At 71.8% G+C, this 24,356-nt stretch carries 26 protein-coding genes; 17 read left to right on the forward strand and 9 right to left on the reverse strand.

Going from position 1 to position 24,356, the window contains the following annotated elements; genetic code table 11:
- Positions 1-160: 160 nt before the first annotated feature.
- The 7 genes from MKK58_RS02160 (at position 161) to MKK58_RS02190 (ending at position 5,966) form a co-directional block, all read left to right on the forward strand.
- A complete protein-coding gene (locus MKK58_RS02160) occupies positions 161-685 on the forward strand; it encodes a DUF3280 domain-containing protein (RefSeq protein WP_243910539.1) in 525 nt (174 codons plus the stop codon).
- Between the two features lie 186 nt (positions 686-871).
- The gene (locus tag MKK58_RS02165) at positions 872-1,615 is read left to right on the forward strand and encodes a (5-formylfuran-3-yl)methyl phosphate synthase (protein WP_243910540.1); all 744 of its coding nucleotides are present in this window, start codon (positions 872-874) and stop codon (positions 1,613-1,615) included.
- On the forward strand, positions 1,612-2,223 hold the full coding sequence (locus MKK58_RS02170; protein WP_409565166.1) for a uridylate kinase: 612 nt from the start codon (positions 1,612-1,614) through the stop codon (positions 2,221-2,223). Before MKK58_RS02165 ends, MKK58_RS02170 begins: the two co-directional genes overlap by 4 nt.
- Complete coding sequence (locus MKK58_RS02175) at positions 2,220-3,827, forward strand: DUF6513 domain-containing protein (protein WP_243910541.1); 1,608 nt, start codon at positions 2,220-2,222, stop codon at positions 3,825-3,827. Before MKK58_RS02170 ends, MKK58_RS02175 begins: the two co-directional genes overlap by 4 nt.
- A 4-nt stretch (positions 3,828-3,831) precedes the next feature.
- On the forward strand, positions 3,832-4,428 hold the full coding sequence (locus tag MKK58_RS02180; protein ID WP_243910542.1) for a DUF447 domain-containing protein: 597 nt from the start codon (positions 3,832-3,834) through the stop codon (positions 4,426-4,428).
- 30 nt (positions 4,429-4,458) lie between these two features.
- Entirely contained in the window at positions 4,459-4,995 is a 537-nt protein-coding gene (locus MKK58_RS02185) for an SRPBCC family protein (protein ID WP_243910543.1), read from the forward strand.
- A complete protein-coding gene (locus MKK58_RS02190; protein ID WP_409565167.1) occupies positions 4,992-5,966 on the forward strand; it encodes a beta-propeller fold lactonase family protein in 975 nt (324 codons plus the stop codon). The genes MKK58_RS02185 and MKK58_RS02190 overlap by 4 nt, the downstream gene beginning before the upstream one ends.
- Positions 5,967-5,976: 10 nt before the next feature.
- On the opposite strand, the gene MKK58_RS02195 is transcribed toward MKK58_RS02190, so the two are convergent.
- Both MKK58_RS02195 and MKK58_RS02200 read right to left on the reverse strand, forming a co-directional pair.
- A complete protein-coding gene (locus MKK58_RS02195; RefSeq protein WP_243910544.1) occupies positions 5,977-6,177 on the reverse strand; it encodes a hypothetical protein in 201 nt (66 codons plus the stop codon).
- 24 nt (positions 6,178-6,201) lie between these two features.
- Positions 6,202-7,227 carry a hydantoinase/oxoprolinase family protein gene (locus MKK58_RS02200; protein ID WP_243910545.1) on the reverse strand — a complete coding sequence of 342 codons (1,026 nt, stop codon included), beginning with the start codon at positions 7,225-7,227 and terminating at the stop codon, positions 6,202-6,204.
- 89 nt (positions 7,228-7,316) lie between these two features.
- On the opposite strand from MKK58_RS02200, the gene MKK58_RS02205 reads away from it, so the two are divergent.
- Positions 7,317-8,000: a HisA/HisF-related TIM barrel protein gene (locus tag MKK58_RS02205; RefSeq protein ID WP_243910580.1), complete on the forward strand. Its 684-nt coding sequence runs from the start codon at positions 7,317-7,319 to the stop codon at positions 7,998-8,000.
- Positions 8,001-8,136: 136 nt separating this feature from the next.
- On the opposite strand, the gene fae is transcribed toward MKK58_RS02205, so the two are convergent.
- The 7 genes from fae to MKK58_RS02240 form a co-directional block, all read right to left on the reverse strand.
- Complete coding sequence (fae, locus tag MKK58_RS02210) at positions 8,137-8,649, reverse strand: formaldehyde-activating enzyme (protein WP_056220318.1); 513 nt, start codon at positions 8,647-8,649, stop codon at positions 8,137-8,139.
- A 243-nt stretch (positions 8,650-8,892) separates the two neighbouring features.
- Complete coding sequence (locus MKK58_RS02215; RefSeq protein ID WP_243910546.1) at positions 8,893-9,723, reverse strand: triphosphoribosyl-dephospho-CoA synthase; 831 nt, start codon at positions 9,721-9,723, stop codon at positions 8,893-8,895.
- Positions 9,720-10,631, reverse strand: a complete 912-nt coding sequence (locus MKK58_RS02220; RefSeq protein ID WP_243910581.1) for a RimK family alpha-L-glutamate ligase — start codon at positions 10,629-10,631, stop codon at positions 9,720-9,722. The genes MKK58_RS02215 and MKK58_RS02220 overlap by 4 nt, the downstream gene beginning before the upstream one ends.
- 225 nt (positions 10,632-10,856) lie before the next feature.
- Positions 10,857-11,843 (reverse strand): methenyltetrahydromethanopterin cyclohydrolase, encoded by a 987-nt coding sequence (gene mch, locus MKK58_RS02225; RefSeq protein ID WP_243910547.1) that lies wholly within the window; start codon positions 11,841-11,843, stop codon positions 10,857-10,859.
- Positions 11,840-12,859 (reverse strand): ATP-grasp domain-containing protein, encoded by a 1,020-nt coding sequence (locus MKK58_RS02230; protein ID WP_313899263.1) that lies wholly within the window; start codon positions 12,857-12,859, stop codon positions 11,840-11,842. Before MKK58_RS02230 ends, mch begins: the two co-directional genes overlap by 4 nt.
- Before the next feature lie 149 nt (positions 12,860-13,008).
- Entirely contained in the window at positions 13,009-13,902 is an 894-nt protein-coding gene (locus tag MKK58_RS02235) for an NAD(P)-dependent methylenetetrahydromethanopterin dehydrogenase (RefSeq protein WP_243910548.1), read from the reverse strand.
- A gap of 111 nt (positions 13,903-14,013) precedes the next feature.
- Positions 14,014-15,006: a beta-ribofuranosylaminobenzene 5'-phosphate synthase family protein gene (locus MKK58_RS02240; RefSeq protein ID WP_243910549.1), complete on the reverse strand. Its 993-nt coding sequence runs from the start codon at positions 15,004-15,006 to the stop codon at positions 14,014-14,016.
- 267 nt (positions 15,007-15,273) lie between these two features.
- On the opposite strand from MKK58_RS02240, the gene MKK58_RS02245 reads away from it, so the two are divergent.
- From MKK58_RS02245 to pqqB, 9 genes are all read left to right on the forward strand, one after another.
- On the forward strand, positions 15,274-16,353 hold the full coding sequence (locus MKK58_RS02245; protein ID WP_243910550.1) for a formyltransferase: 1,080 nt from the start codon (positions 15,274-15,276) through the stop codon (positions 16,351-16,353).
- Positions 16,347-17,990, forward strand: a complete 1,644-nt coding sequence (locus tag MKK58_RS02250) for a formylmethanofuran dehydrogenase subunit A (RefSeq protein ID WP_243910551.1) — start codon at positions 16,347-16,349, stop codon at positions 17,988-17,990. The genes MKK58_RS02245 and MKK58_RS02250 overlap by 7 nt, the downstream gene beginning before the upstream one ends.
- A 48-nt stretch (positions 17,991-18,038) precedes the next feature.
- Positions 18,039-18,998 carry a formylmethanofuran--tetrahydromethanopterin N-formyltransferase gene (gene fhcD / locus MKK58_RS02255; protein ID WP_243910552.1) on the forward strand — a complete coding sequence of 320 codons (960 nt, stop codon included), beginning with the start codon at positions 18,039-18,041 and terminating at the stop codon, positions 18,996-18,998.
- Positions 18,995-19,792, forward strand: coding sequence for a formylmethanofuran dehydrogenase subunit C (locus tag MKK58_RS02260; RefSeq protein WP_243910553.1), 798 nt, complete (start codon positions 18,995-18,997; stop codon positions 19,790-19,792). Before fhcD ends, MKK58_RS02260 begins: the two co-directional genes overlap by 4 nt.
- A gap of 246 nt (positions 19,793-20,038) precedes the next feature.
- Positions 20,039-20,245 carry a hypothetical protein gene (locus tag MKK58_RS02265; RefSeq protein ID WP_243910554.1) on the forward strand — a complete coding sequence of 69 codons (207 nt, stop codon included), beginning with the start codon at positions 20,039-20,041 and terminating at the stop codon, positions 20,243-20,245.
- 380 nt (positions 20,246-20,625) lie between these two features.
- The gene (locus tag MKK58_RS02270) at positions 20,626-22,278 is read left to right on the forward strand and encodes a sensor histidine kinase (protein ID WP_243910555.1); all 1,653 of its coding nucleotides are present in this window, start codon (positions 20,626-20,628) and stop codon (positions 22,276-22,278) included.
- Positions 22,275-22,979: a response regulator transcription factor gene (locus tag MKK58_RS02275; protein WP_243910556.1), complete on the forward strand. Its 705-nt coding sequence runs from the start codon at positions 22,275-22,277 to the stop codon at positions 22,977-22,979. The genes MKK58_RS02270 and MKK58_RS02275 overlap by 4 nt, the downstream gene beginning before the upstream one ends.
- 220 nt (positions 22,980-23,199) lie before the next feature.
- Positions 23,200-23,289 (forward strand): pyrroloquinoline quinone precursor peptide PqqA, encoded by a 90-nt coding sequence (gene pqqA / locus MKK58_RS02280; protein ID WP_018043604.1) that lies wholly within the window; start codon positions 23,200-23,202, stop codon positions 23,287-23,289.
- A 44-nt stretch (positions 23,290-23,333) separates the two neighbouring features.
- Positions 23,334-24,236, forward strand: coding sequence for a pyrroloquinoline quinone biosynthesis protein PqqB (pqqB, locus tag MKK58_RS02285; RefSeq protein WP_243910557.1), 903 nt, complete (start codon positions 23,334-23,336; stop codon positions 24,234-24,236).
- Positions 24,237-24,356 lie beyond the last annotated feature (120 nt).

The raw sequence follows: 24,356 nt of genomic DNA on the forward strand, positions 1-24,356 counted from the left end.
GGACACCTTGACCGCATCCCCGCGACGGCGCGGCGGCATTTGCGCACCGGCCCGATTCCGGGCAGATCTCGGGGAACTGATGAAGCCGGCGGGATCGTGCGGGCATCCGGCGCGTTCCCGTGGTCCCTCCTGGTCCCGCCTCCAGCGGAGAACTTCGCCCATGGCCCCGTCTCCGGTCCGCTCAGCGCTCGGGCTCGCCGCCCTCCTCGCCGCCGGCACCCTCGCGGGCCCCGCCCGGGCAGCACCCGAGAAGGCTGCGATCTTCGGGGTCGAGCTGTTCGATCCTGGCGTGGTCGGCGGCCGCAAGGCCCGGCCGGATGAGGTCCGGCGCCTCGGCCTCGTCACGGACGAGCTGCGCAAGGCGCTGGCCGACAGCGTCGAGCCCGTGGACGTCGCCCCCCAGGCGGCCGAGATCGCCAAGCAGGCGCCCCTCTACAAGTGCGACGGCTGCGCCGCCGCCATCGCCAAGACCCTCGGGGCCGACCTCGCAGTGAGCGGCTACGTCGAGAAGGGCTCCAACCAGATCTTCAACCTCACCGTCACCATCGCGGAGGCCGCCACCGGCAAGGTCATCCGGGGCGGGCGCGTGGTGATCCGCGCCGACACCGACGACACCTGGGCGCACGCCATGCGCTGGGTGGTGAAGAACCGCCTCCTCACCGAGCCCCTGCCGAACCGGTCCTGACCGGCCGGCGTTTCTCCGGGCGGGGGTTTCCCTTATCCCCGCCCATGCGCTAGGCCCGCGTTCCGGCCGACTGCCTCCGCCTCTGGCCGAACTTGCCCCGGCCGCGCCATCACGGGCGCGGCGCTTCCCGACCCGGGCGTCGTCGATGGTCTCCCCCGAGGCCCCGAGCAACCGAAACCCGCGCTGATGTCCCTGCCCCGCGTGTCCCGACCCTTCGATCTGCGGTCCCTCGACGGCGACGCCTCCGCCCCGCGGCTCCTCGTGAGCGTGCGGGACGCGGATGAGGCGGCCCTCGCCGCCCGGGCCGGGACCGACCTCGTCGATGCCAAGGATCCCGATCGCGGTGCGCTGGGCGCCCTCCCCGCCGGGACCGTCCGCGCCATCGTGGCGCTCGTGGATGGCCGGACCCTGACGAGCGCCGTGGCGGGCGAGCCGGACCGGTCGTCCCTGGTTCCTGCCATCGCCGACATGGCGGAGACCGGCGTCGACGTCGTGAAGGTGGCGGTGCGCGGCGATTGGTCCGAGGATGACCTCGCCCGGGCCGCGGCCGCCGCCTCCGGCCGCCTGATCGCTGTGCTGTTCGCGGAAGCCGGCGACGCCCCCGGCCTCGTGCCGCGCCTGCGCCGGGCCGGCTTCTTCGGCGCCATGATCGACACCGCCGGCAAGGACGGGCGCCGGCTCACCGACCATCTGCCCCGGCCGGTGCTGGCGGCCTTCACCCGCACCTGCCGCGACCACGGCCTGGTCTCGGGTCTCGCCGGCTCCCTGGCGCTCGCCGACATCGCCGAACTTGCGCCTCTCGGCCCGCACTATCTCGGGTTCCGCGGCGGCCTCTGCGTGGCCGGCGACCGCCGCCAGGGCCTCGATTCCTCCCGGGTCGCCGAGGCCGTGCGCCTGATCCGGGCCTCGGCCCGGCGGGACGCCGCATGATGCACCATCCGGTCGCCGCAACCGTGGTGAAGCTCGGCGGCAGCCTCGTCGCCGATGCGCCCCGGCTCCGGGCCTGCCTCGCGCGCCTCGCCGGGGGCGCCGAGGGCCCCTGCGTCGTCGTTCCCGGCGGCGGACCCCTCGCCGAGGCGGTGCGGACGGCCCAGGCCGCCCTCGGCTTCTCCGACGCCCTCGCCCACCGCCTCGCCCTCGACGCCATGGGCCGCATGGCCGCGATTCTGTCGGACCTGGAGCCGCGCCTCGTACCCGCCCGGGACCCGGAGGCCATCGCCGCTGTCCTGGCGTCCGGCCGGGTCTCGGTCTGGAACCCGGTCGCCCTGCGGGACGGCCATCCCGACATCCCCGAGACCTGGGACGTCACCTCCGACAGCCTCGCCCTCTGGCTCGCCGCCGCGATCGGCGCGCCGCGCTGCCTCCTGGTGAAGTCCGCCGACCGGCCGGCGGGGACGGACTGGGCGGATCTCGCCCGGAGCGGCCTCGTCGACGCGGCCTTCCCGGCCTTCGCGGCGCGCTATGCCGGCCGCATCGAGATCCTTGGTCCCGGCGCCGCTTATCCGCCCGGCCTCGATTCTGCGCGGGCCGCCGCATGAGCGCGCCCGAGCATCTGGTCTTCATCACCGGCCGCATGGCCAAGGCGCGCCTGGAGAAGGTCGCCGCCACCCTGCCGCCGGAGCGCTTCGCCTGGAGCATCGCGGATGCCGGCGTGAAGGTCGCCGCCCTGATGACGGAGGAGATCATCCGGCGCCGGGTGACGATTCCGGACGGCGCGACCCGCATCGTCCTGCCCGGGCGGTGTCGCGCCAACCCGGAGGCCCTGGCCGCGCATTTCGGCCTGCCGGTGGAGCGCGGCCCCGACGAGATCGTCGACCTGCCGGCCTATCTCGGCCTCGCCGGCCGCACGGTCGATCTCTCCCGCCACGACCTGCGCATCTTCTCCGAGATCGTCGACGCCTCGAAGATGACGCCCGACCAGATCCTGGCCAAGGGCCTCGACCTCGCCCGGCGCGGGGCGGACGTGATCGACCTCGGCGGCCTGCCGGACACCGATTTCCCGCATCTCGAGGACTGCGTGCGCCTCCTGAAGGGCGCCGGACTCAAGGTCAGCGTCGATTCCTTCTCCCTCGACGAGTTGACCCGTGGGGCCCGGGCGGGGGCCGACTACCTGCTGAGCCTCAACGAGCAGACCCTGGACTTGGCCTTCGAGACCGACGCGGTGCCGGTGCTGGTGCCGGTGCGCCCCGACGACCTGCCTTCCCTCGACCGCGCCATTGAACAGATGGAGAAGGCGGGACGCCCATACATGGCCGATCCGATCTTGGAGCCAATCCATTTCGGCTTCGTGGACTCGATCACCCGCTACCACGAGACGCGCAAGCGCTGGCCCGGCATCGAGATGATGATGGGCACCGGCAACCTCACCGAGCTCACCGAGGCCGACAGCCTCGGCGTCACCGCCCTGCTGGTCGGCATGTGCTCGGAACTCGCCATCCGCAACGTGCTCATCGTCCAGGTCTCGAACCACACCCGCCGGACCGTGGAGGAGCACGACGCCGCCCGCCGGGTGATGTTCGCCGCGAAAGCCGATTCGGCCCTGCCCAAGGGCTATGGTCGGAGCCTGCTGGCCCTCCACGACAAGCGGCCCTATGTGCAGACCCCGGACGAGGTCGCGGCCCAGGCGGCCGAGGTGAAGGACCCGAATTACCGCATCGCGGTGGCGCAGGACGGCATCCACCTCTTCAACCGCGACCTCCACGCGATCGGCACCGATGCGATGGCCTTCTTCTCCGACCTCCAGAGGACCGGCAACGTGGCGAGCGACGGCGCCCACGCCTTCTATCTCGGTGGCGAGCTGACCAAGGCCGAGACCGCCTGGCGTCTCGGCAAGCGCTACGTGCAGGACGAGGCTCTGGTCTGGGGGGCGGCGGCCGATGCCGAGGCGGAGGACACCACCGCCTTCAAGAAGGCCGGGCACACGAAGCATTCCGGCCCCGCCGCCGCCGCGATCGCGGCCCGCGACGCGATACCGCCCGAGGCCGGCGCGGCGGCCCCCGAGACGACGGGCCCTGGCGAGACCCGGGCCGCCGACGCGATCTCGGAGACGCCCGCCGAGGGCGGCGGCCGCATCGTCTGCGGCAAGTTCGTCCTCGACGAACCCGCTCCGGCGGACCGGTCCGCCTCCGCAGGGAAGGCCTGATCCCGTGCCGCTGATCCTCGAGACCGTCGTCACCACCACCGCCCGCGACGGGGCGCTACACCTCGTGCCGTTCGGGCTGATCCAGGACGGCGCGGACTGGATCCTGGCGCCGTTCCGGCCCTCCCCCACCATCCTCAACCTCGCCGACAATCCGGTCTTCGCCGCCTCCAGCCCCAGCGACGTCCGGGTGATCGCCGGCGCCGTCACGGGGCGGCGCGACTGGGCGACCCTGCCCTGCGAGCGGATCGCCGGGCGACGCCTCGCCGAGAGCTTCGGCCATGCCGAATTCGAGGTGGCGGCGATCGAGGACGATCCCGTGCGACCCCGTTACCGGGGACGGATGGTCCACGCGGCGGCGCACATGCCTTTCATCGGCTACAACAGGGCGCAGGCGGCGGTGCTGGAGGCGGCGATCCTCTCCACCCGCCTGCACATGCTGGAGCCCGACAAGATCCTGACCGAGATGCGCTATCACGCCATCGCGATCGCTAAGACCGCCGGGCCCGCCGAGCGCGAGGCCTGGGACTGGATCGAGGACAAGGTCGCCGCGGCGCTGGGCCGCGACGACCGCATCCTCGAAGCTTCCCCCCCAGCACCGTAGAATGTGCATTCCCGAGGAGACGAAGACCCGATGAAGTTTCTTACCCTGACGACCGTGGCGGCCTTCGCCCTGGTGTCGTTCGGCGCCCAGGCGCACGGCCCGACCCGCAAGAAGGTCGAGGAGACCGTCGAGATCAACGCGGCCCCGGACAAGGTCTGGGCCGTGATCGGCAACTTCCAGGACATGAGCTGGCTGCCCCCGGTGGAGAAGACCGAGGGCAAGGGCGGCAACGAGATCAAGGCCACCCGCACGCTGACCCTCAAGGGCGGCGCCACGGTGGACGAGGAGCTGTACAAGTACTCCGCCGAGAAGATGAGCTACTCGTACCGGATCACCAAGGTCGACGTGAAGACCCTGCCGGTGAACGACTACTCCTCCACGATCAAGGTCGAGGATGCCGGCGGCGGCAAGTCCAAGGTCGCCTGGGACGGCGCCTTCTACCGCGGCTACATGAACAACGATCCGCCGCCCGAGCTGAACGACGAGGCCTCCCAGAAGGCCGTGCGCGGCCTCTACCGCACGGGCCTCGACGCCCTGAAGGCCAAGATCGAGAAGAGCGGTTCTTGATCGCTCGCCACCTGAGAACGGGGACGGGCCGGCGTTTCGCCGGCCCTCTCCTCCTGGGGCTGACGCTGCTCTGCGTCCCGGTGTCGGCCCGCGCCGACGAGGCCCTCGTCACCGCGCAGGGTGCCAACACCCTGGCGATCGTCGACCTCGAGGCCGGCACGGTGGCCGCGCAGGTGCCGATCGACGGCGCGCCCGCCGGCATCGCCCTCTCGCCCGACCGCCGGACCGCGTTCGTCACCCGCCCCGAGGGCCCGGGCCTCGCCGTGGTCGACCTCGCCACCCGCACGGTCACCGGCACCCTCGCGCTGCCCGGCGGGCCGCTGGGCATCGCGGTCAACCCGAAATCCGGCGCGGTCTACGTCGCCGACTGGTACGGCAGCCGCATCTTCGTGGTCTCGCCCGATGGCACGCGCCTCGACACCGAGATCCAGGTCGGCGCCTCGCCCTCCGGCATCGCCGTGACCCCCGACGGCTCCACGATCCTGGTGGCCAACCGCGAGGGCGATTCGGTCTCGGTGGTGGATGTCGCGAGCGCGACCGAGACGCAGAAGATACCGGTCGGCCGGCACCCGTTCGGCATCACCCTCGATGCCGAGGGCACCCGCGCCTACACCGCCAACGTGACCTCGAACGACGTTTCGGTGATCGATGTGCCCGGCCGGCACGAGATCGGCCGGGTGACCACGGGGGAGCGCCCCTACGTGGTGGCTCTGGCCGGGCCGCGCGGCTTCGTCACCGACCAGTACTCGGGCACCGTCACGGTGTTCAACCTGAAGACCCTCACCAACGTCGCGGCGATCGAGGTCGGCGACCACCCGGAGGGCATCGCCGCCTCCCGCGACGGCCGCACCCTCACGGTGGCGAACTGGGGCTCCAACACCTTGAGCGTGATCGACGCGACGACGTTGAAGGTGACGAACGAGATCAAGGTCCCGGACGGGCCTCGCGCATTCGGGGATTTCCTCCGGTAGGACGCAGGCCTCAGGCCGCCGCGGGCGGCTCCGGGGCGTCGGGCTCCTCCGGCGAGTTCAGGATGTCCTCCAACTCGTCCACCAGCATGTCGATCTGGTCCTGTGTCGCCAGCACCCGCAGGGTCTGGCCGGACTCGGTGGCGATTGCCAGCTCGATGCCGCCGCCGGAGCGGGTGGCGAGGATGCGGGCGAGTTTCTGCGGCAAGCTCATGCGCGGGGCCTCTCTACCAAGACTTTAGGATGGATCGGCGGCCAAGAGCGCCACCGCGACGGCGGGGCCGCAGGTGGAGGCCCAGTCGGCCCCGTCCTCTGCGATGTGGCCCGCGAGGAGGTCCGTGAGCGCGAGGGCCGGCCGTCCGAGGCGGGCGGCCAGGCGCTCGGCGAGGAAGCGGCCGGCGCCGCACACCACCACGGGCGCGTCCTCCGGCAGCATCCGGCGGGAGAGCACCAGGGCGGCCGCATCGTGAAGCAGCCGGAGCTGCCGTTCCGCGAAATGCGCCGCCAGGGCGTGCCACTCGGCGGCGCTGCCCTCGTCGCGGTCGCGGCCGATGATGCGGGCGAGGCGGGTTTCGCTCTCGGGAATCGACTTGCCCTTGAGGTCGACGCTGTGCTGCTGGTCCGCGCCCTCCGGCAGATCGCCGAGGATGCGGTGGATGTCGGCCGCCGTGGCGAAGGTCTCGGCCATCAGCCCCGTCCGGCGGCCCCGGAACGGGGCGTGGTCGGCGAGCGCCACGAGGTGCGAGCGCACCACGCCGGTATAGACGAGCTCCCCCGTCTCCAGGCGCTCGGCGTCGCTGTAGCCGGCCGCCACCGGTGCGCCGCCCGCGATGGGGATGAGGTCGGCCGTGGTGGAACCGACATCGACGAGGAGCCCGTCGGCGACGTGGCGGCCGATCAGTGCGGCGGTGGCGTGCCAGTTCGCCGAGGCGATGTCGGCGGCGTGCGCGGCGGCCGCTTCGGGCGCGAGGAGGCCGGAGCGGCCGCCATAGATCCGCACCCGGCCGGCGAAATGCGCCGCGGCCCAGGCGGAGATCTGCCGCACGCCGTCTGTGCGGCCGGCAAAGCAGTCGGTGAGTTCCCCCGTCATGGTGACGACGTGGTCGGCCGTCCCGCGCGCCCAGTCGGGCAGCTGCGCCAGGGTCTCGTCGAGGGCGGGAAGGCCGCGCCAGAGGCGGCACGGCGCCTGGACCACGGCGGCCACGCGGCCGTCGCGGACCAGGGCCGCCTTGACATGGACCCCGCCGAGATCCCAGCCGATCACCGGCGTGTCAGGGGATGCGGCAGGGTATCCAGAGTCGGGAGATCCAGATGGCGCTGTCACGGGCGGGCCTGAACGTGGGAGGAAGCTGGATGGCGGACGAATTCGAGATCATCCCGGTGATCGACCTGCGCCACGGAGCCGTGGTGCGGGCCCGGGCCGGGGACCGCGCCTCCTATGCCCCGATCGTCACGCCCTTGGCAAAGGGATCGGCACCGGCGGACGTGGCCCGCGGGCTCCTGGGCGCCGTGCCGGCCCGGATTCTCTACGTGGCCGACCTCGACGCGATCATCGACGGGGCGCCGCCCGACACGGCGAGCCTCGACGCCATCGCGGCGGCCTGCCCCGGCACCAGCCTCTGGGTCGATGCGGGATTCGCCGACGCGGCCGGGCTCGAAGCCTTCCTCGCGGCCGGGCTCGGGCGGCCGGTGATCGGCAGCGAGAGCCAGGCGGATGCCGGCCTAGTGCGCGCCCTGGGGGACCGGGCGGTGTTCTCCCTCGACACGCGGGACGGCGAGCGGCTCGGACCCGCCGCGTTGCACGAAACGCCGGCCCACTGGCCGCGCGACGTCATCGTGATGACGCTGGGGCGGATCGGCGTCGGGGCCGGGCCGGACCTCGATCGCCTGGCGGCGGTGGCGTCCTCAAGCCCGGCGACGCGCCTCTACGCGGCGGGCGGGGTGCGGGGTCCGGCGGACATCGCGGCCTTGCGGCGCCATGGCGTGGCCGGCGCACTCGTGGCCTCCGCGATCCATGACGGGACGCTGCGCGGCTGAGAGCCTGCGCAAAAAAGAGGGGCGGCCCGAAGGCCGCCCCGTATCGAGTTCATCGTCCGAGGAAGATGGAAGCCAGTCGCTGGAGCAGGCCCCGCGGTGCGGGCGGAGGCGCGCTCTGCCCAGGACTGTCCCCGATCTAAGCGTTCGACGCGAAGGGGTGCGAGGCGGAGTTGCGCTGCTCGGTGACGACAGCGGCGGTGGGCTCGCCCTTGACGGCGCGCTCGATGGAGAGCTTCACGGCGTCGTAGTTGTACTTCTGGATCTTGGCGTCGTCGGCCGCTTCCCAGTGGATGAACACGCCGACCAGGATGAACAGGTCGTCGGCCTCGTCGGCGGGGATCGTGCCCTCGGCCACGCAATCCTGCACGGCCTTGGCGACACCGTGCTGGGCAGGGCCGAACATCTGGACGGCCTGACGGGCGTCGTTGATGGTGACCTTGTTGAACATCAGGGTGTTCGGCTTGCAGGGCAGGTTCGGCGCGATGACCGCGAGCAGGCTGGTGAAGCCGTGCTTGTTGTTCACGAGGCCGTTGCAGAACGCGGCTTCGGCCGGCGAACCGCGCGGTCCGATGATGAGATCGATGTGGGCGACCTCGTTGCCATCGCCGACGAGCGCTTCGCCGACCAGAACCTTGTTGATCTTCGCCATGTGGGGTTTCTCCCAGAGTCTTGAAAAGACGTGACCGCCCCCGAGCTTCAGGTGCGGCCGGCAGCTATCCTTGTTCACGGCGTCCAGTCCATCGAGGGACCGGACCGGTTAGCCCGGATCGCGGCGCGGACCCTACTCTGGGGCCTTGCCCGGAACAACCCTGTGCGTGACCTGGAGTTTGGCAATTTATTCATCGCCGGCCGGAACCTCCGTTTGAGGCCGTGAAATCATCGCCGGCTCGATTCAGGCTTCGGCCTCGAGGAGGCGAGCGAGGAACAGGGTGGCCACCGTGAAGTCCGCGCTGGTGCCGGGGTTGAGGCGGGCCGCCTTCCAGGCCCGGTCCCGGTCGAGCAGGGCGTCCACGGGAGCCGCGGCGAGGTCGAGGGCGAGCAGTGTCTCCGCCTCGGCGCGCAGGGCCTCCGCCTGCGCCGCGCCGTGCTTGCGCGCCACGTGGCTGTCCGGCACCCGGGCGAGATAGGCGAGGTAGAGGGCGGTGGTGCACCAGGGCGGCGCCAGGCCCCGCGCCCGGGCCGCCGCCAGGGCCGGCAGGCCGATGGCGAACAGGTCGGCGAATCCGGTGACGTAGGCCCGCGCGATGGCGTCGCGCGGGGCGGCCTCCGCCATGGCGGCCCCGAGGGAGGTGGGGGCCGCCGAATCGGTGACGTCGTGGCGCTCGGCCCGGCCGAGGCCGCCCGGATTGGCCCGGCGGATCGCCGCGAAGACGTCGCGGGCGTCCTGCGCGTCGAAGCCGTTGAGCACCGCCGCGAGGGCGGGGCGCAGGGGCAGGCCCGCCTCGGCCGCCCGGGCGAGGGGGGCGCAGAGGAGCAGGATGCCGAGGTTGGTATTCTGGCCGACCCGATCCATCGTCGCCTCGACCGCCCGGAGCACCCGTTGGCCGACCGGCGCGCCGGTCTCGGCGAGGGCGGGGGCCGAGATCTCTGCGCTCGCCACGAAATCCGCCACCGCCATGCGGTGGCCGTCCGCGAAGGCGTGGACGTTGCCGGGCTTGAGGGCGTCGAGCTCGTCGAGGCAGCTCGCCCGGTAGGCGGCGGCGATGACCTCGGACGCTCTCATCCGAGCGCCGCGACGAGGCGGGGCGGACGGGCGGCCCGCACCGCGTTGAGGAAACCGCGGGCGACGGCGAGCGCGATGTCGACGTCGGTGACTTGCTGCAACCCGGACCAGGCCGGCATCGAGTTCACCTCCAGCACGAGGTAGCCCCCCTGCCCGTCCTCGACGAGGTCGATGCCCGAATAATCGACGCCGACCGCGGCGGCCGCCCGCTCGGCGAGTTCCGCGGCGGCCGGCGGCATCACCCAGGCCAGGGGGCGGCCCCCGCGATGGACGTTGGTGATCCAGCCGTCGCCCTCGCGGATCATGCCCGCGATGGCGCGGCCCTCGCAGACGAAGACCCGGTAGTCGCGCCAGAGGCCGTCTGTGCGGGCGATGTAGCGCTGGAGGTAGTAGACCCGGGACACCGCCTCCTCGTCGGGCAGGTCCTCCGGGCGCTCGATCAGCTGGAGGCCCTCCCCCTGCGAGCCGAAGAGCGGCTTCAGCACCAGGGGACGCCCGGGCCGGGCCTCCCGCGCCACGATGTCGGCGGCGGCCTCGCGCTTCGAGAGCACGTAGGTTTCCGGGGTCGGCAGGCCAACGCGGTCGATGAGCAGGCTCGTCATCGCCTTGTCGACGGAGCGCTCGATGGCGCCGGGGGAATTCCAAACGATGGTGCCGGCAGAGACCAGGGCGTGCAGCACGCCGAGGCGCATGGTGGTCGCCTCGAAGGTGCCGCCCGCGATGGTGCGGAGCAGAACGCCGTCCGGCAGGGTCGCGAAGCCGGGCACCCGCAGGGGCTCGGGCCCCCCCGTCACCACCGCGACGTCGGCCATCGAGAACAGCACCGGCTCGGCGCCGAGCTGTTCGAGGGCGGCCTTCAGGCGCGCCTTGTGCCAGTTGCCGTTGTCGGCCGCGAGCCCGATCCGCATGGTCTTCAGCAAACCTCGACGTGAATTTCTTCTCCCCTCCGTGGGGGAAGGTGGCCCGCGAGCCAAGTCGGATGAGGGGAGCACCGTATCCGGAGAGGTCGTTCCCTCTCCCGCCTGCTCCGCAGGCACCCTCCCCCACCTCAAGTCGGGCCTGCCCGACTTGAGCACTCGAAGGCAGACCACGGGCAAGCCCGAGGTCTGCGGGGGAGAGTTCGAGCGCTATTCCTACCGGAACGACGCTTCCACCAGCTCCGGCATCAGCTTGCCACCGCGGAAGCTCTTGCCGGTGGTGACGGAGGTGACGATGACCTCGGCGGGGCTGAAGAGGGCGCCGTCGATCTTGTAGAAGTCGCCGTTCACCCGGGAGAAGATGTCGGCGAAGGGTGCGCCGTGGTCGGCCGAGTTCGACGAGGGCACCTGCTCGGCGAGCTGCTGCGCGTCGGCGTCGTCGGCCTCGACGAAGAGCTGCACGCGGCCGCCGTAGATGATGGCGTCGTTGGTGCGGCCCATAGCCTGGATGAAGTCCGGGTGCTGCGGCGAGAGTGGGGCGGAGCCGATGCCGTCCACGATTCTGTGGAGGTCGAAGCCGACGGTATGGGCCTTGTGCAGGGCGACTTCGAGGACGCGGGCGACGACCTGGGTGGAGCCGGCGAGACTCTGGGTCGGGGCGTAGATGAAGGTCAGCTGCTCAGGGCTCAGGCCCGTGGCCTCGGCCACCTTGGCGATGACGGAGGCCGGCGGGCCGCCGGCCGCTTCCAGCACCAGGGCGGTCTGGGTCGCGGAATCCCTGTAGCCGAGCTCGCCGTAGAGGTCCTCTACCACCGCGACGGCGCGGCCGGGGCCGGAGCCGAGGGCGAAGAAGCCGGAATCCCCGGTCTCGTCGGCCAGCGACCAGCCGGCATACTGGCTGCCGAGGCAGGCGATGACCGGATCGGCGGCGTGCACGATCACCGAGTAGGGCCAGGACGCGATCGGGCCGGAGGGCGCGATCGAGACGGTGCCGAGGCCGCCGAGGCAGATCTCGGCGATGCGGCGTCCGGCCTCAATGGAGCCGCGCACGTTGGCGCCGGCATCGACCATGCGGGCGCCGTTCTCGGTGGTCACGGACAGGCGCAGGGCCGCGGCATCGGCGACCAGCCGCTCCACCAGGGGGGCGGTCAGGGCGTTGACGCTCGGAAACGGGAATTTCGCGCCGCTCGGGCTGGTGGTCATGGGTGTCCCTCCGTCAGGTCGAGCAGGGTCCGCAGTTCGGCGGCCCGGCCTCGCAACATCGCTCTCGTGGCGGCCGAGTCCGGCCCCGTGACGAACAGGGTGCACAGCGGCGCGTCGCGCGCCACCGTGGTGCCGGGTCTTGGGCGGTCGCGCACGAAATCCGGCCAGGAGATCGGCGGCATCGGCGCGTAGCCGCTGGCCGCGTAGCAGATTTCCGTGGCCGCCGCATCCACCGGTGCGGGCTCCGGATCGGGCAAGTGGCCCAGGCTCGCGGCGATATGCTGGGTGAGGAGGGGCGTCGGGCGCCGGTCGAGGACGTCGAGGGTGGCGCCCGGGCGCGGGTTGATCTCGGTGAGCCACCAATCCGGCCCGTCCACGAGGCAGTCCGCGCTGGCGAGCCCGGTGAGGCCGGTGGCTGCCGCGAGGCGCCCGACCCCGGCCGCGATCGCCGCCGACAGCCCCGGTGCGAGGGAGGGCGGCTCGTGGCGCGCCCGTTCCAGGGCACCGGCATAGCGGAAGGGCCGCAGGGGGGATGGGGCGCTCCACTGCTCGGTGACGCCCACGACCCGGATCGCGGCGCCGTCGGACAGAAACGACAGGGACACGGCCCGGCCCGGCACCCGGGCCTGGAAATAGGCTCCCCTCGGCGCGGGCCCGCCGGGCGCGGCGCGGATATGCGCGCCGCCCGACCCCCCGGCCTGCTTCAGGAGCCAGGCGGCCCGATCGGACACGGGCTCGCGGGTGACGGCGGGGTGCGGCACGCCATGCTTTCGGCAGAGGGCCGCGAAGGCGAAGGGGTCTTTGAGGCGCCCCATGCAATCCGGTCCGGCGCCGAGTAGGCGGTAGCGCCCCGCGATGACCCGCATCAGGTCGGGGGCGGCCTCGAAGCCGCTGCCGAGGACGAGGCCGATGGGCTCGCCCGGCCCCTCGGCCGCGAGGGCGTCGAGCTGGTCGATGACGGCCTCGTCCCCGAGGCGCCCTCCCCCGAATCGTCCTCCGGCCTGGCGATAGCCCACGGTGAGGGCGCGGGTGTCTGCGTCACCGAAGAGGTCGAGGACGAGAGGGCTCAGGCCCGCCCGCCGGGCCGCCTGGGCGAGGGCGCGGCCGGACTGGGCGGCGATGAGGAGGGTTCGACCGGCCGGTGCCGACGCTGGGAGGCCGGGCGTCAGCCCGCCACCTCGACCGCCAGCGCGTAGGCATCGCGGAAATCGAGGCAGAGCGGCTCGTCGGCGTCCAGCATGCGACGGAACAGGCGGGATTCCGTCTGGTACTTCACGTTGCCGACCGCGAGCGCGCCGATGCCGACGCCCCGGCCCGTGGGCAGGGGCACGTCGACGGCGTTGACGTCGATTCCCGCGATGCCGGCGGGCGGCACGGCGTTGACGTCCGAGGCCACAAGGAGCTTCGGGGCGCTTTCGAGATCCTCCGCCGTGAGAATCGGGATACCGGCGGGGCCGGCCGACAGGATGACGTCGGCCTGCCCGATGGCGGCGCGGCGGGCGGCGGGGGTGGTTCCGTCCACCGCCTCGACCTCCACGCCGAAGCGCCAGCGCATGGTGTTGGCGATCTTGCTCACCCGCTCCTCGCCGTCATGGCCGACGATCACCGCCTTGGCGCCGTTCAGCGCGCCGATCACGGCGGCCACGTAGGCGACCACGCCGGCGCCCCCGAAGATGACGATGCGCTTGTCCGCGAGGCCGGTGTCGAACTTGGTGCGCAGCGCGCGCGTCACCTCGGCGACCATGGCTGCCCCCGTGGTGAAGGAACCGGCCGGATCGGCGAAGATGTGGTTGGCGAAGGGTGGCACCAGGGCCTTCTTGGCCCGGTCCATCATGTCGAGGGCGTCCTCGGCGTTCTTGCCGCCGATGAAGATCCCGGTGCGAACGCCGTCCTGGGGGCTGCGCGAGAAGATCGAATCCTGGACGAGCGTCGTCACGTCGGCGAGCGTCGCGTTCGCGTAGGTGGCGATGGTCTCGAAGCCCGCATCCACGGCCATGTTCACGTCGAACGGGCTCATGTGCTTCAGGGGCGTGATCATGTGCAGGATCGAGCGGGCCATCGTCGGTCTCCCTTCATGCTGTGACGCGGCCCGATCGTGCGCCGAGGCGTCGAATTGTCAAAACCGATCCGAAGGCGGCGGTTTGAGGATCGTTATCTACAGGTCCGCGTCTTAAAGCGCCGTGACCGAGGCGCCGGTGTTGCGGCCCCGCGCGATGAGGAACCTGAGCGGACCGGGCCGCTCCAGGCTCGCGACGAGGGCGCGGGCTTGCGCCTCCGAGGGCACCAGGGCGAAGCCGGTCGGCCCCCAGGAGCTCTGGCCGTAGCCGGCGATGCCCTGCGCGGCGACGGCGGCGAGGGCCTCGGCCACGGCGGGGCTGGCGAAGCGTCCGCCCTGGTGGGGTGCGAAGTGGTCGCCGATCAGTTGCTGGATGCGGGTGATGCCGGCGCCGAACCCCTCCGGCTCGGCGGTGACCACGGCGGGCAGCACCTGCATCAGCACGATGCGGCAGATCTCGGCGGCTTGCGGTTCCGGAAAGCGCGGCAGATCGCGGAAGGCCGCGACCTCGCGGGTGCCGTGGACGCCGGTCATGCCGGTGTCGAGGATCAGCACCACGCGCCAAGCCTCCGGGTAGGCGAGACGCGCGATCACCGGCGGCGGGTTTCCCTCGGGATCGCGCCCGCCATCGACGATGAGGCCCCCTTGGGTGAACGCCGCCAGCCCGACGCCCGAGCGATTGCCCCGGTCGAGGGCGTCGGCGAAGTCCTCCGGCGCGAAGGGCCGTCCGGCGAGACCCGCCAGGGCCGCCGCCACGCTCAGCGCCAGCTGCGTGCCGGAGCCGAAGCCCGCATGGGCCGGAATCGCGGATTCGATGGTGAGGGCAGCGTGGCCCGCGATGCCGAGATGTCCGGCGGCGGCGAGCGCATAGGCGGCGGCGCGGCGCGCCTCGGGCCCGGTCACGTCGAGGCGCTCGGCCGGCCGGGCGGTCAGGGTCACGGCGGGGGCGTCGAGGGCGAGGCCGATGCTGCCGAAGCGCCGGCCGAGGCCGCCATGCAGGTCGAGGAAGCCGAAATGCAGGCGGGCGGGCGCGTGGACGCGGAGGCCGGCGGGGGCGGCGGTCTCACCCGGACCCCCCGGGATCCGCAGCACGTCGATCCCTTCCATCGTGACAGGTCCTCGTTCGACGCGCTCGTTCCACGCGGCCTCGCGCCGCCGGCTTCTCCCACGGAGCGCGGACCACTCGCAAGCGTGGCCGTCAAATCTCGCGTCCCGGCATTGCACTCGGATCTTCACGGCGGGACTCAGGGGGGTTGCCTGCCACGCGGCGGCGATGCAAACGTGCCGCCCCAACGACATGGACTGGCTCAGTCCCGCCGCGCGCGACGCCGAATACGGTGCGCGCCGGGCCCTCGATTTTCCAAGGTGCAACGCATGGCGGCCTGGGTGAAGGGTGGTGCGACGGATGCGGATGCGGCGGTGGAGGCCGCCGCCACGCTCCTCGCCTCAGCGCGGAATGCCGTCCTGGCAGGCCTCTGCGCCGAGTTGAGCGCGGTGCGCGCGGCCTACCACCTCGCCGACGCCCTCGGCGCCTCCGTCGATCCCGTGGCCGGCCCGAGCCTCTATGCCGAGCTCGGCCCCTTGAGCCGCACCGGCGCGATGACGACGACGCCGGCCGAGGCGATCGGTCGGGCCGACGCGATCCTCATCGTCGGCAACGCCCCCTGGGACCGCGCCATCGTCGGCGACATCGCCGGCTCGCAGGCGACCCGCGGTCGTGCCGCCGGTTCGGAGCGGGTGATCCTGTCGCTGGGCGGCCCCCGCAACGGCGCCACCCGGCACGTGGCCTACCCCGCGGAGGCTGGCGGCCTCGCGGTCTCGATCGCGCACCTGCGCGCCTTCCTGAAGGGCAACCTCGCCGGGGAAGCGGCCTATGCCGACCTCGCCAAGCGCCTGAGCTCCGCGCAGTACGGTGTCGTCCTCTACGACCCGGCCGAGATCGGTGAACTCGGCGTCGAGATGCTCATGGGGCTCATCAAGGACCTCAACGAGGCCACGCGCTTCTTCGGCCTGAGCCTCGCGGACCCGTTCCAGGGCCGCGCGCTCCTCCAGCTCGCCGCCTGGACCACCGGTCAGGCGCCCCGCGTCGGCTTCGGCCGCCACGTGCCCGAGCACGATCCCTGGCGCTTCGACAGCACCCGCCAGATCGCCGCCGGCGAGGCCGATGCCGCCCTCTGGCTCGCCTCCCTCCCCGCCCCCCGGCCCGACTGGCTCGGGACCCTGCCGAGCGTCGCCATCGTGGGCGTCGGCAGCCCGGATGCCAGTGGCGACGTCGCCGACGTGGTCTTCGCGGTCGGCGTCCCCGGCGAGAGTGCCGGCGGGAGCCTGTGGGACGAGCGCCGCGCCGCCATCGCCTATGCGCCGGCCTCCGGTCAGACGGCGGAGCTGAGCGCGGCCGGCATCCTCACCGCCATCCAAGAACGCCTCACGCAGAAGAAGGCCGCCGCATGCTGATCCGGATTCACGGGGGCCGGGTCGTCGACCCGACGGCCGGCCGCGACGCGGTCGGCGAGGTCTGGATCGAGGACGGCCGCGTGGTGGCCCCTAGCGACCGGGCGCCCGACCGCACTATCGACGCCACCGGCTGCGTGGTGATGGCCGGCGGCGTCGAGGTGCATTCGCACATCGCCGGCGGCAACGTGGTGATGAGCCGCCTGCTCCTGCCCGACCTCTACGTCAGCGAGGCCGCCCCCGAGGGCCATCCCTTCGCTCATGCGGGCGGCTCGGCCGCGTGGATCGGCGCGAATTACGCGCGGATGGGCTACACGCTCGCCGTCGAACCCGCGATGCCGCCCGCCAACGCGCTCGCGACCCAGCTCGAACTCGCCGATATCCCGCTCCTCGACCGCGGGGCGCTCACCGTGATGGGCAACGACGACCACCTGCTCCAGCTCCTGCGGGCGCGCGAGGGCAAGGCGGCGGTGCGCGACCTCGTCGCCCTCTCGGTGGCGACCTCGCGGGGGCTCGGCGTCAAGTGCATCAACGCGGGCGGCGCCTCGGCCTTCAAGGACGGGATGCTGAAGCTCAGCCTCGACGACGAGATCCCGGTCTACGGCCTCTCCACCCGCAAGATCATGGGCGCGCTCCTCGACGCGGTGGAGGAGATCGGCGTTCCGCATCCGCTGCACGTCCACTGCAACAACCTCGGCATCCCGGGCGCCGACGAGTCCTTCGTGGCCACCCTGGAGGCGGCGGAAGGCCGGCGCATCCACTTCGCCCATGCCCAGTTCTACGGCTACGGCGTCGCCGACCCGGAGAACCCGCTCACCGGCGGCTTCCGCTCGGCGGCCGAGCGGATCACGGAGGCGATGGAGGCACACCCCAACGCCACCTACGATGTCGGCCAGGTCGCCTTCGGGCAGACCGTGACGATCTCGCTCGACATCCTGCGCCAGTTCGCCGGCCGCAAGGGCGCCAACCCGAAGAAGTGGATCCTCAACGCGGGCGACGCGGAGGGCGGCGGCGTGGTGCCGTTCCTCTACAAGCCGCGTGGGCCCGTCAGCTCCCTGCAATGGGCCATCGGCCTCGAGCTTATGCTGCTCTCGAAGGAGCCGGAGCGCACGATCCTGACGACGGACCACCCCAATGGCGGCCCGTTCACGGATTACCCGCACATCATCCACCTGCTGATGGACAAGGAGAAGCGCGACCGCGAGATCGCCGGCCTCCACAAGGTCATCGCCGAGCGCTCCGGCCTCTGCGCCATCGAGCGCGAATACAGCTTCTCGGAAATCGCCCAGCTCACCCGCTCGGGGCCGGCCAAGCTCCTCGGGCTGGCCGATCGCGGTCACCTGCGCGAGGGGGCCCGGGCCGACGTCGCGATCTATCGCGATGACCCCGACCGCACCGCCATGTTCGCCCGCGCCAGGCTGGTGCTCAAGGACGGCGAGACCATCGTGGAGGACGGCGAGGTCGTGGCCTGGCGCTCCGGCCGAACCCTGGAGCTCGCCGTCGAGTCCGACAAGGCGATGGTGGCCCGCTCCGAGACCTACCTGCAGGACCGCTTCGGCACCGGCCTCAAGAGCTTCGCGGTGCCCGACGATGCCTTCCCGAAGCCGGACGTGTTCGCGGAGGTCGCATGTCGTTCGTGAGGATGCCGGGCGTGAAAAAGATGCGTCGCGTGGGGACGGGTGACTGAGATGACGGACCTCACCCTCAACGGCATCCCGGTGATCGACACGTTCGCGGAGGCGTTCGACGTCGCCGGGACCGCGATCGTCATCACCAACGACACGGCGAAATGGGCGATGATCGCCGCCGTCACCATGACGGGGTTCGCCACCTCGGTGATCGGCTGCGGCGCCGAGGCCGGGATCGACTGCGAACTGTCCCCCGACGAGACGCCGGACGGACGCCCCGGCGTGCGCGTGCTGCTGTTCGGCTTCGAGCCGAACGGCCTCAAGGACCAGCTTTTGAAGCGGGTCGGCCAGTGCATCCTCACCTGCCCGGGTACGGCGTGTTATGCCGGCGTGGACGGCCCCACCAAGATCAAGCTCGGGGGCGCCATCCGCTACTTCGGCGACGGCTTCGCCGTGGCGAAACGCCTGACCGATCCCGTCACCGGCAAGGCCCGGCGCTATTGGCGGATCCCCGTCATGGACGGCGAGTTCCTGTGCGAGGACTTCGTCCGCGCCGTGGACGGCGCGGTCGGCGGCGGTAACCTCCTGTTCCTGGGGCGCAAGCACGCCGACACCCTCAAGGTCGCCGAGATCGCGGTCGAGGCCGCCCGCGCGGTGTCGGGCGCGATCCTGCCCTTCCCCGGCGGCATCGTCCGCTCCGGCTCGAAGGTGGGCGCCCGCACCAAGGGCATGATGGCTTCCACCAACGACGCCTATTGCCCGACCCTCAAAGGTCGGGCCGGCACCGAACTCTCGGCCGAGGTCGGCGTCGTGCTGGAGATCGTCATCGACGCGCTGACCTCCGACGCGGTGGCCGAATCCATGCGCGCCGCCCTGCACGCGGCGACTGAGGCCGGCGCGGCGCACGGTCTCGTCGCGGTCACCGCCGGCAATTACGGCGGCAATCTCGGCCGCCACCATTATCACCTGAAGAACCTGCTCTCGAAGGAGCCGGGCAGCAGCGAGGCCGGAGCCGCATGAGCACCCTGACCCTGCGCCAGGAGCCGCCGGAGCGGCTCGACCTCCTGCACGTCACCCCACTCTCGCTCAGCGGTCTCAGCGAGGCCGAGGCGGCCCGGCTCCCCGTCGGCACCAGCCGGCACGGTCTGACCCTGGGCGACTGCTTCACCCTCGCCCTCGACGGCTCGGAGGAGCTCGTGATCGAGGGCGGCTCGTCGCGCCTCGACCGGGTCGGTGCCTCGCTGAGCGGCGGCCGAATCCGTGTCGTCGGCGATGTCGGCCAGCGCCTCGGGGCGGGCATGCAGTCGGGCTCTGTCACCGTGACGGGCTCTGCTGGCCCCTTCGCGGGCTCGGGCGCCACCGGCGGCACGATCACGATCGAGGGCGATGCCGGGGATCATGCCGGCGGCGCGATCTATGCGGCCAAGGCCGGGCTCGACGGCGCCACCCTGGTGATCCACGGATCGGCCGGCGACCATCTCGGCGACCGCATGCGTCGCGGCCTCATCCTGGTGGGCCAAGCCGGCGCCCATGCGGGCGCGCGGATGATCGCCGGCACCATCGCGGCAACGTCCCTCGGCGACCATCCGGGCTACGGCATGCGCCGGGGCACCATCCTGGCCGGCGCGGTCGGAGCCCTGGCCCCGAGCTTCGTCGAGACCGGCACGCACGATCTCGTGTTCCTGCGCCTGCTGGCCCGTTCGCTCCGGCCGCTCAGTCCGGTGCATGCCGACCTCGCGGCCGGTGCGCTCAAGCGCTACTCGGGCGACCTCGCGACCCTGGGCAAGGGCGAATTGTGGGTGGCGGCGGCCTGAGGCGCGACGAAACCCTCCTTGGCCTTGTGGGGAGGCGTCCCTTCGACGGTTGCGGCGGCTGGCGGAACCACCCCCGCTCCCGCCCTCCCCACCAGGGGAGAGGCGTTCGTTCCGCCTCGACGAACCCAGGGCCCCATCCCACCCCACTTGCACAATCCTCCCGATCGGACGACCATCTTCGCCCGCGGGGCGGCACCATAGTGCCGGATGCCCCGCGCTTCCCCCGCGCGAACCTGGCGTCACCGAATGCTCATCCTGCTTTCGATCTGTCTCCTGTCGGAGCCCGCGCAATGCCGCGAGGACAAGATCGACCTGTCCTTCGAGGCCCGCAGCCCGACCGTCTGCCTGCGCAACTCCCAGAGCGCCATCGCCAAGTGGCAGGCCGAGCATCCGGAATGGCACGTCACCAAGTGGCGCTGCGCCGTTCGGGGCAGCCAGCCGCGCGACCTGTGAGGGCCGGCGCTCCGCGTCGACGCCACCCTTGCAACGACGGCAGGCCCGAGCCTAGAGATCTTGCCCGCGTCACGGTGATCGCAAGATCGCCGGAACAGACGGGAGGATCAGGCAAGCACGGGTGCCACGCCGCCTGAGTGTAGGCCCGAAGCAATGTCGGGAAGAACTGGCAAGACCATGCCGGCCACGTCGAACCAGATCCGGTCGCGCACCGGGGATAGCCCGATCGCGCCGCGTTCCCTTTCCCGGATGGGGAGCCTGCGCCAGGATTTCGAGCGGTGCCGGTCGATTCCCCTCCGGCCGGGACGCGGGCCGCACGTGCCGGCAGGCGCACCCGCCGCATCGGACCCCTTCTTTTCAGACCGGTTCCTGGCGGGCCCATGCGCTCGCTGAAGGTCCGGTTCGCGCTGCTCCTCGGCGGCACCGCCCTCCTCGTCATCCTGGCGGCTCTCGGCGTGCTCGCCTCGATCGGCGCCGCAGAGCGCACCATCGACCGGACGCTGGCGGCGCAGGGGCGCCTCGAACTCCTCGTCGAGCTGTCCGGGCGCATGACGCAGTACGGCCTCGCGGCCCTGGAGGCGGTGAGCAACCCGGACGCGCAGCCCGAGGGGCTGGCGGTGGCCCGCGCCAACGTCGACCGCGCCCTGGTGGCGGTGGACGAGGCCCTGGGGCGTTCCATCGCGGTCAGCAACGATCCCCTCGACCGGACGCAGTACGCTGCGCGCACCCGGCCCCTCGCGCAGCTGCGCTCCGCCCGCGCGGTGCTCGACCGGCAGGTGTCGCAGGTGCTGCGCCAATCCGAGGACGAGTCGCGCAAGGCGGCGATCCGGGGGGCTCTCAACGGCTTCGGAGCGATGACGGGGCAGCCCCTCTCCTTCCTGATCGAGGTCGAGCGTCGATCGATGATCGCGGGCTCCGACGCGGCGCGGGACCTGTCCGGCACCCTGCGCATCGCCTCCCTGGCGGCCGTGGCCTTCGCGCTCGCCGTCGTGCTGCTGCTCTACCGGGTGGTGACCCGCCCGGTGCTGGCGCGCATCGAGACCGTGCGCCGTGCCGCCGGGGCGGTCGGCCGGGGCGAGCTCGACACCCGCCTCTCGGTGGCGACGCGGGACGAGCTCGGCCTGCTGGTGGCGAACTTCAACCGCATGGCCGCCCGCCTTGCCCGTCGCGAGGGCCGGCTGGCCGCTGACCGCGCTGCCCTGGAGGACACCGTGGCGGCCCGGACCCTGGACCTGCGCGCCGCCAACGCCCAGCTCGAGGCGGTGGACCGCTCGCGCCGACGCTTCTTCGCCGATGTCAGCCATGAGCTGCGCACGCCGCTGACCGTCATCCTGGGCGAGTGCGACATCGCCGCCCGCTCGGCCGGGCGGCAGGTCGTTTCCGGGCCCGGCGTCGATTTCGGGCCCGTCTTCGCCACCATCCGCAAGCGCGCCCTGCGCCTGCAGCGCCGGGTGGAGGACCTCTTGCGCGTCGCCCGCTCCGAATCCGGCCAGATCGAACTCGACCGGCGCCCCGTCAACGCGTTGCCGATCCTAGCCGACGCCGTGGACGGCATGGCCTCGGAGGCCGCACGCCGGCGCGTGGCGCTCGGTCTCGCGCCCGCCACCGACGACCCGATGCTGCTCGCCGACCGGGAATGGCTGCGGCAGGTGATCGAGAGCCTGATCGACAACGCCCTGCGGCACGCCGCTGGCCTCACCGGTGTGAGTGTGGTCTTGGTGCAGCCGGCCCCCGGACGGGTGGAGATCACCGTCACCGATGACGGGCCGGGCTTTCCCGGTTCGGGCGAGGACCTGTTCGAGCGTTTCCGCCGCGAGAGCCCTTCCGGCGAGGCCGGGTTCGGCATCGGCCTCGCCCTGGCGCGCTGGGTGGTGGAGCGCCATGATGGGGTGATCCGCCTGCGGAGCGGGCCCGGCGGCCGGGGCGCCCAGGTCGCCCTCGAACTGCCGGTGCTGGGCTCGCCCGAGGCCGCGCCGAAACCCGCGATACGGCAGGACGATCCGGACGGGGTCGCCAAGGAGAGTGTGGCATGACGCGCGTACTGATCGTCGAGGATGACAGCGACATCCGCGCCATGCTCGCCCGTGGCCTGGAGGCGGAAGGCTTCTCGGTCGGTGTCGCCGGCTGCGTCGACGACGCCCTGGCCGCCGCCCAGGCCGATTCGCCGGAGGCCGTGGTGCTCGACATCACCCTGCCGGACGGCTCGGGCCACGACGTCTGCCGTTCCTTACGCGAGGGCGGCTATCCGGGCCCGATTCTCTTCCTCTCGGCCCGGGACGAGGTCCGCGACCGCGCCGAGGGGCTGGCGCTGGGTGCCGATGACTACATCGTGAAGCCCTTCGTCTTCGACGAATTGCTGGCCCGCCTGCAGACCCATCTCCTGCGCCGGAAGGCGGCGGACGCGCCCCGCACCATCGTCACGGCGGGCAAGCTCGTGCTGGACCTGAACATCCGGCAGGTCGGTTTCGCGGATGCGACGGCGCGCCTCACCCCCCGCGAGGCGGAACTCCTCGCCCTCCTGATGGACAACGCCAACCAGCCGGTGACGCGGGGCGACATCTTCGACAAGCTCTGGGCGGGCCAGGGCGGCCTCTCGCTGAATGTCGTCGATGTCTACGTGGGTTACCTGCGAACCAAGCTCTCGGATTTCGTCCGCCTCGGCGGTCCGGTGATCGTCACGGTGCGCGGGCGGGGCTTCATGCTCGATCTCAAGGGCCAGGATTTCCGGCACTGAGGCAGGGTGCGGGCGGGCGGGGTTGGCACCCTGCGTTAACGCCGACCCGCATTTCGCGGGGTCATACGGGAGGAACCGGCAATTTAGCGCTTGAACTGCCGAGCCAAATTGTCGATATCACTCCGGCGACAGAAACCACTGCGCCGTCAGTGTCTTACGATCTTCTTATGTGGGATCGGGATGCTGCTGACGTTGAGAAGAAACCTTCAGGAGAAACACCATGACCTGGGCTGCCCCCGTCGTTTCCGAGATCTGTGTCGGCATGGAAGTCACCAGCTACGAGTCCGCTGAGATCGACACCTTCAACTGAGTTTTCGTCGAGCCCGAGGGTCCCAAGGCGGCGTCGGTTCAACCATGCATGTCCTGATCCTCGGCTCGGCTGCGGGCGGCGGCCTTCCCCAGTGGAATTGCCGCTGCCCCATCTGCTCCCTCGCTCGCACGGACGAGACCCGTGTCAGGCCACGGACCCAGTCGAGCATCGCCGTCTCCCCCGATGGGGAACGCTGGCTCCTGGTGAACGCCTCCCCCGATATCCGCCAGCAGCTGTTCGACAATCCGGCGATGCATCCGCGCACGGGTTTGCGGCACTCGCCGATCCACGCCGTGCTGCTGACCAACGGCGACGTGGACCACGTCGCCGGGCTGCTGACGCTGCGCGAGGGCCAGCCCTTCACGCTCTACGCCACCAGCGGCATCCTCGACTCGGTCAACGCCAATCGGGTGTTCGACGTGATGGCCGCGGGCGTGGTCGCCCGCGAGCCGATCGCCCTCGACCGTGCCTTCGAGCCGGTGCCGGGCCTGCGCGTCACCCTGTTCTCCGTGCCGGGCAAGGTGCCCCTGTGGCTGGAGGAAGAGACCCTGGAACTCGGCGCCGAGACCGAGACCACGGTGGGGGCCATGATCGAGGCTGGCGGCCGACGCCTCGCCTACATTCCCGGCTGCGCCCGCGTCACCGATGGCCTCAAGGACCGGATCGCCGGGGTCGACGCCCTGCTGTTCGACGGCACCGTGCTTCTCGACGACGACATGATCCGCGCCGGCGTCGGCACCAAGACCGGCTGGCGCATGGGCCACGTGCCGATGACCGGAGAGGGCGGCTCCATCGCGGCCCTCGCGGATGTCGATATCGGCCGGCGCGTCTTCGTTCACATCAACAACACCAACCCGGTGCTGGTGGAGGGCTCGGACGAGCGCCGGCAGGTCGAGGCTGCGGGCTGGACCGTGGCCCATGACGGCCTGACACTCGACCTTTCCTAGGGCGCCCGACTGGCAACTTAGTGCCGGCGCCATACATTGTGTCCGATTGAATTGCGCCTCTGAGCCCGGACTCTTCCCGGCGCGGCGCGCGATTGATAAGAAAAGTTCAGAAAACCGATC

It is taken from the genome of Methylobacterium sp. J-078 (assembly GCF_022829285.1).
GTDB lineage: Bacteria > Pseudomonadota > Alphaproteobacteria > Rhizobiales > Beijerinckiaceae > Methylobacterium.

Bases quoted from the DNA above. Each gene is read 5' to 3' on its own strand.
- MKK58_RS02160 (WP_243910539.1), top strand. From the start codon at position 161: ATGGCCCCGTCTCCGGTCCGCTCAGCGCTCGGGCTCGCCGCCCTCCTC.
- MKK58_RS02165 (WP_243910540.1), top strand. From the start codon at position 872: ATGTCCCTGCCCCGCGTGTCCCGACCCTTCGATCTGCGGTCCCTCGAC.
- MKK58_RS02170 (WP_409565166.1), top strand. From the start codon at position 1,612: ATGATGCACCATCCGGTCGCCGCAACCGTGGTGAAGCTCGGCGGCAGC.
- MKK58_RS02175 (WP_243910541.1), top strand. From the start codon at position 2,220: ATGAGCGCGCCCGAGCATCTGGTCTTCATCACCGGCCGCATGGCCAAG.
- MKK58_RS02185 (WP_243910543.1), top strand. From the start codon at position 4,459: ATGAAGTTTCTTACCCTGACGACCGTGGCGGCCTTCGCCCTGGTGTCG.
- MKK58_RS02195 (WP_243910544.1), bottom strand. From the start codon at position 6,177: ATGAGCTTGCCGCAGAAACTCGCCCGCATCCTCGCCACCCGCTCCGGC.
- MKK58_RS02205 (WP_243910580.1), top strand. From the start codon at position 7,317: ATGGCGGACGAATTCGAGATCATCCCGGTGATCGACCTGCGCCACGGA.
- fae (WP_056220318.1), bottom strand. From the start codon at position 8,649: ATGGCGAAGATCAACAAGGTTCTGGTCGGCGAAGCGCTCGTCGGCGAT.
- MKK58_RS02215 (WP_243910546.1), bottom strand. From the start codon at position 9,723: ATGAGAGCGTCCGAGGTCATCGCCGCCGCCTACCGGGCGAGCTGCCTC.
- MKK58_RS02220 (WP_243910581.1), bottom strand. From the start codon at position 10,631: ATGCGGATCGGGCTCGCGGCCGACAACGGCAACTGGCACAAGGCGCGC.
- mch (WP_243910547.1), bottom strand. From the start codon at position 11,843: ATGACCACCAGCCCGAGCGGCGCGAAATTCCCGTTTCCGAGCGTCAAC.
- MKK58_RS02235 (WP_243910548.1), bottom strand. From the start codon at position 13,902: ATGGCCCGCTCGATCCTGCACATGATCACGCCCCTGAAGCACATGAGC.
- MKK58_RS02240 (WP_243910549.1), bottom strand. From the start codon at position 15,006: ATGGAAGGGATCGACGTGCTGCGGATCCCGGGGGGTCCGGGTGAGACC.
- MKK58_RS02245 (WP_243910550.1), top strand. From the start codon at position 15,274: ATGGCGGCCTGGGTGAAGGGTGGTGCGACGGATGCGGATGCGGCGGTG.
- MKK58_RS02250 (WP_243910551.1), top strand. From the start codon at position 16,347: ATGCTGATCCGGATTCACGGGGGCCGGGTCGTCGACCCGACGGCCGGC.
- fhcD (WP_243910552.1), top strand. From the start codon at position 18,039: ATGACGGACCTCACCCTCAACGGCATCCCGGTGATCGACACGTTCGCG.
- MKK58_RS02260 (WP_243910553.1), top strand. From the start codon at position 18,995: ATGAGCACCCTGACCCTGCGCCAGGAGCCGCCGGAGCGGCTCGACCTC.
- MKK58_RS02265 (WP_243910554.1), top strand. From the start codon at position 20,039: ATGCTCATCCTGCTTTCGATCTGTCTCCTGTCGGAGCCCGCGCAATGC.
- MKK58_RS02270 (WP_243910555.1), top strand. From the start codon at position 20,626: ATGCGCTCGCTGAAGGTCCGGTTCGCGCTGCTCCTCGGCGGCACCGCC.
- MKK58_RS02275 (WP_243910556.1), top strand. From the start codon at position 22,275: ATGACGCGCGTACTGATCGTCGAGGATGACAGCGACATCCGCGCCATG.
- pqqA (WP_018043604.1), top strand. From the start codon at position 23,200: ATGACCTGGGCTGCCCCCGTCGTTTCCGAGATCTGTGTCGGCATGGAA.
- pqqB (WP_243910557.1), top strand. From the start codon at position 23,334: ATGCATGTCCTGATCCTCGGCTCGGCTGCGGGCGGCGGCCTTCCCCAG.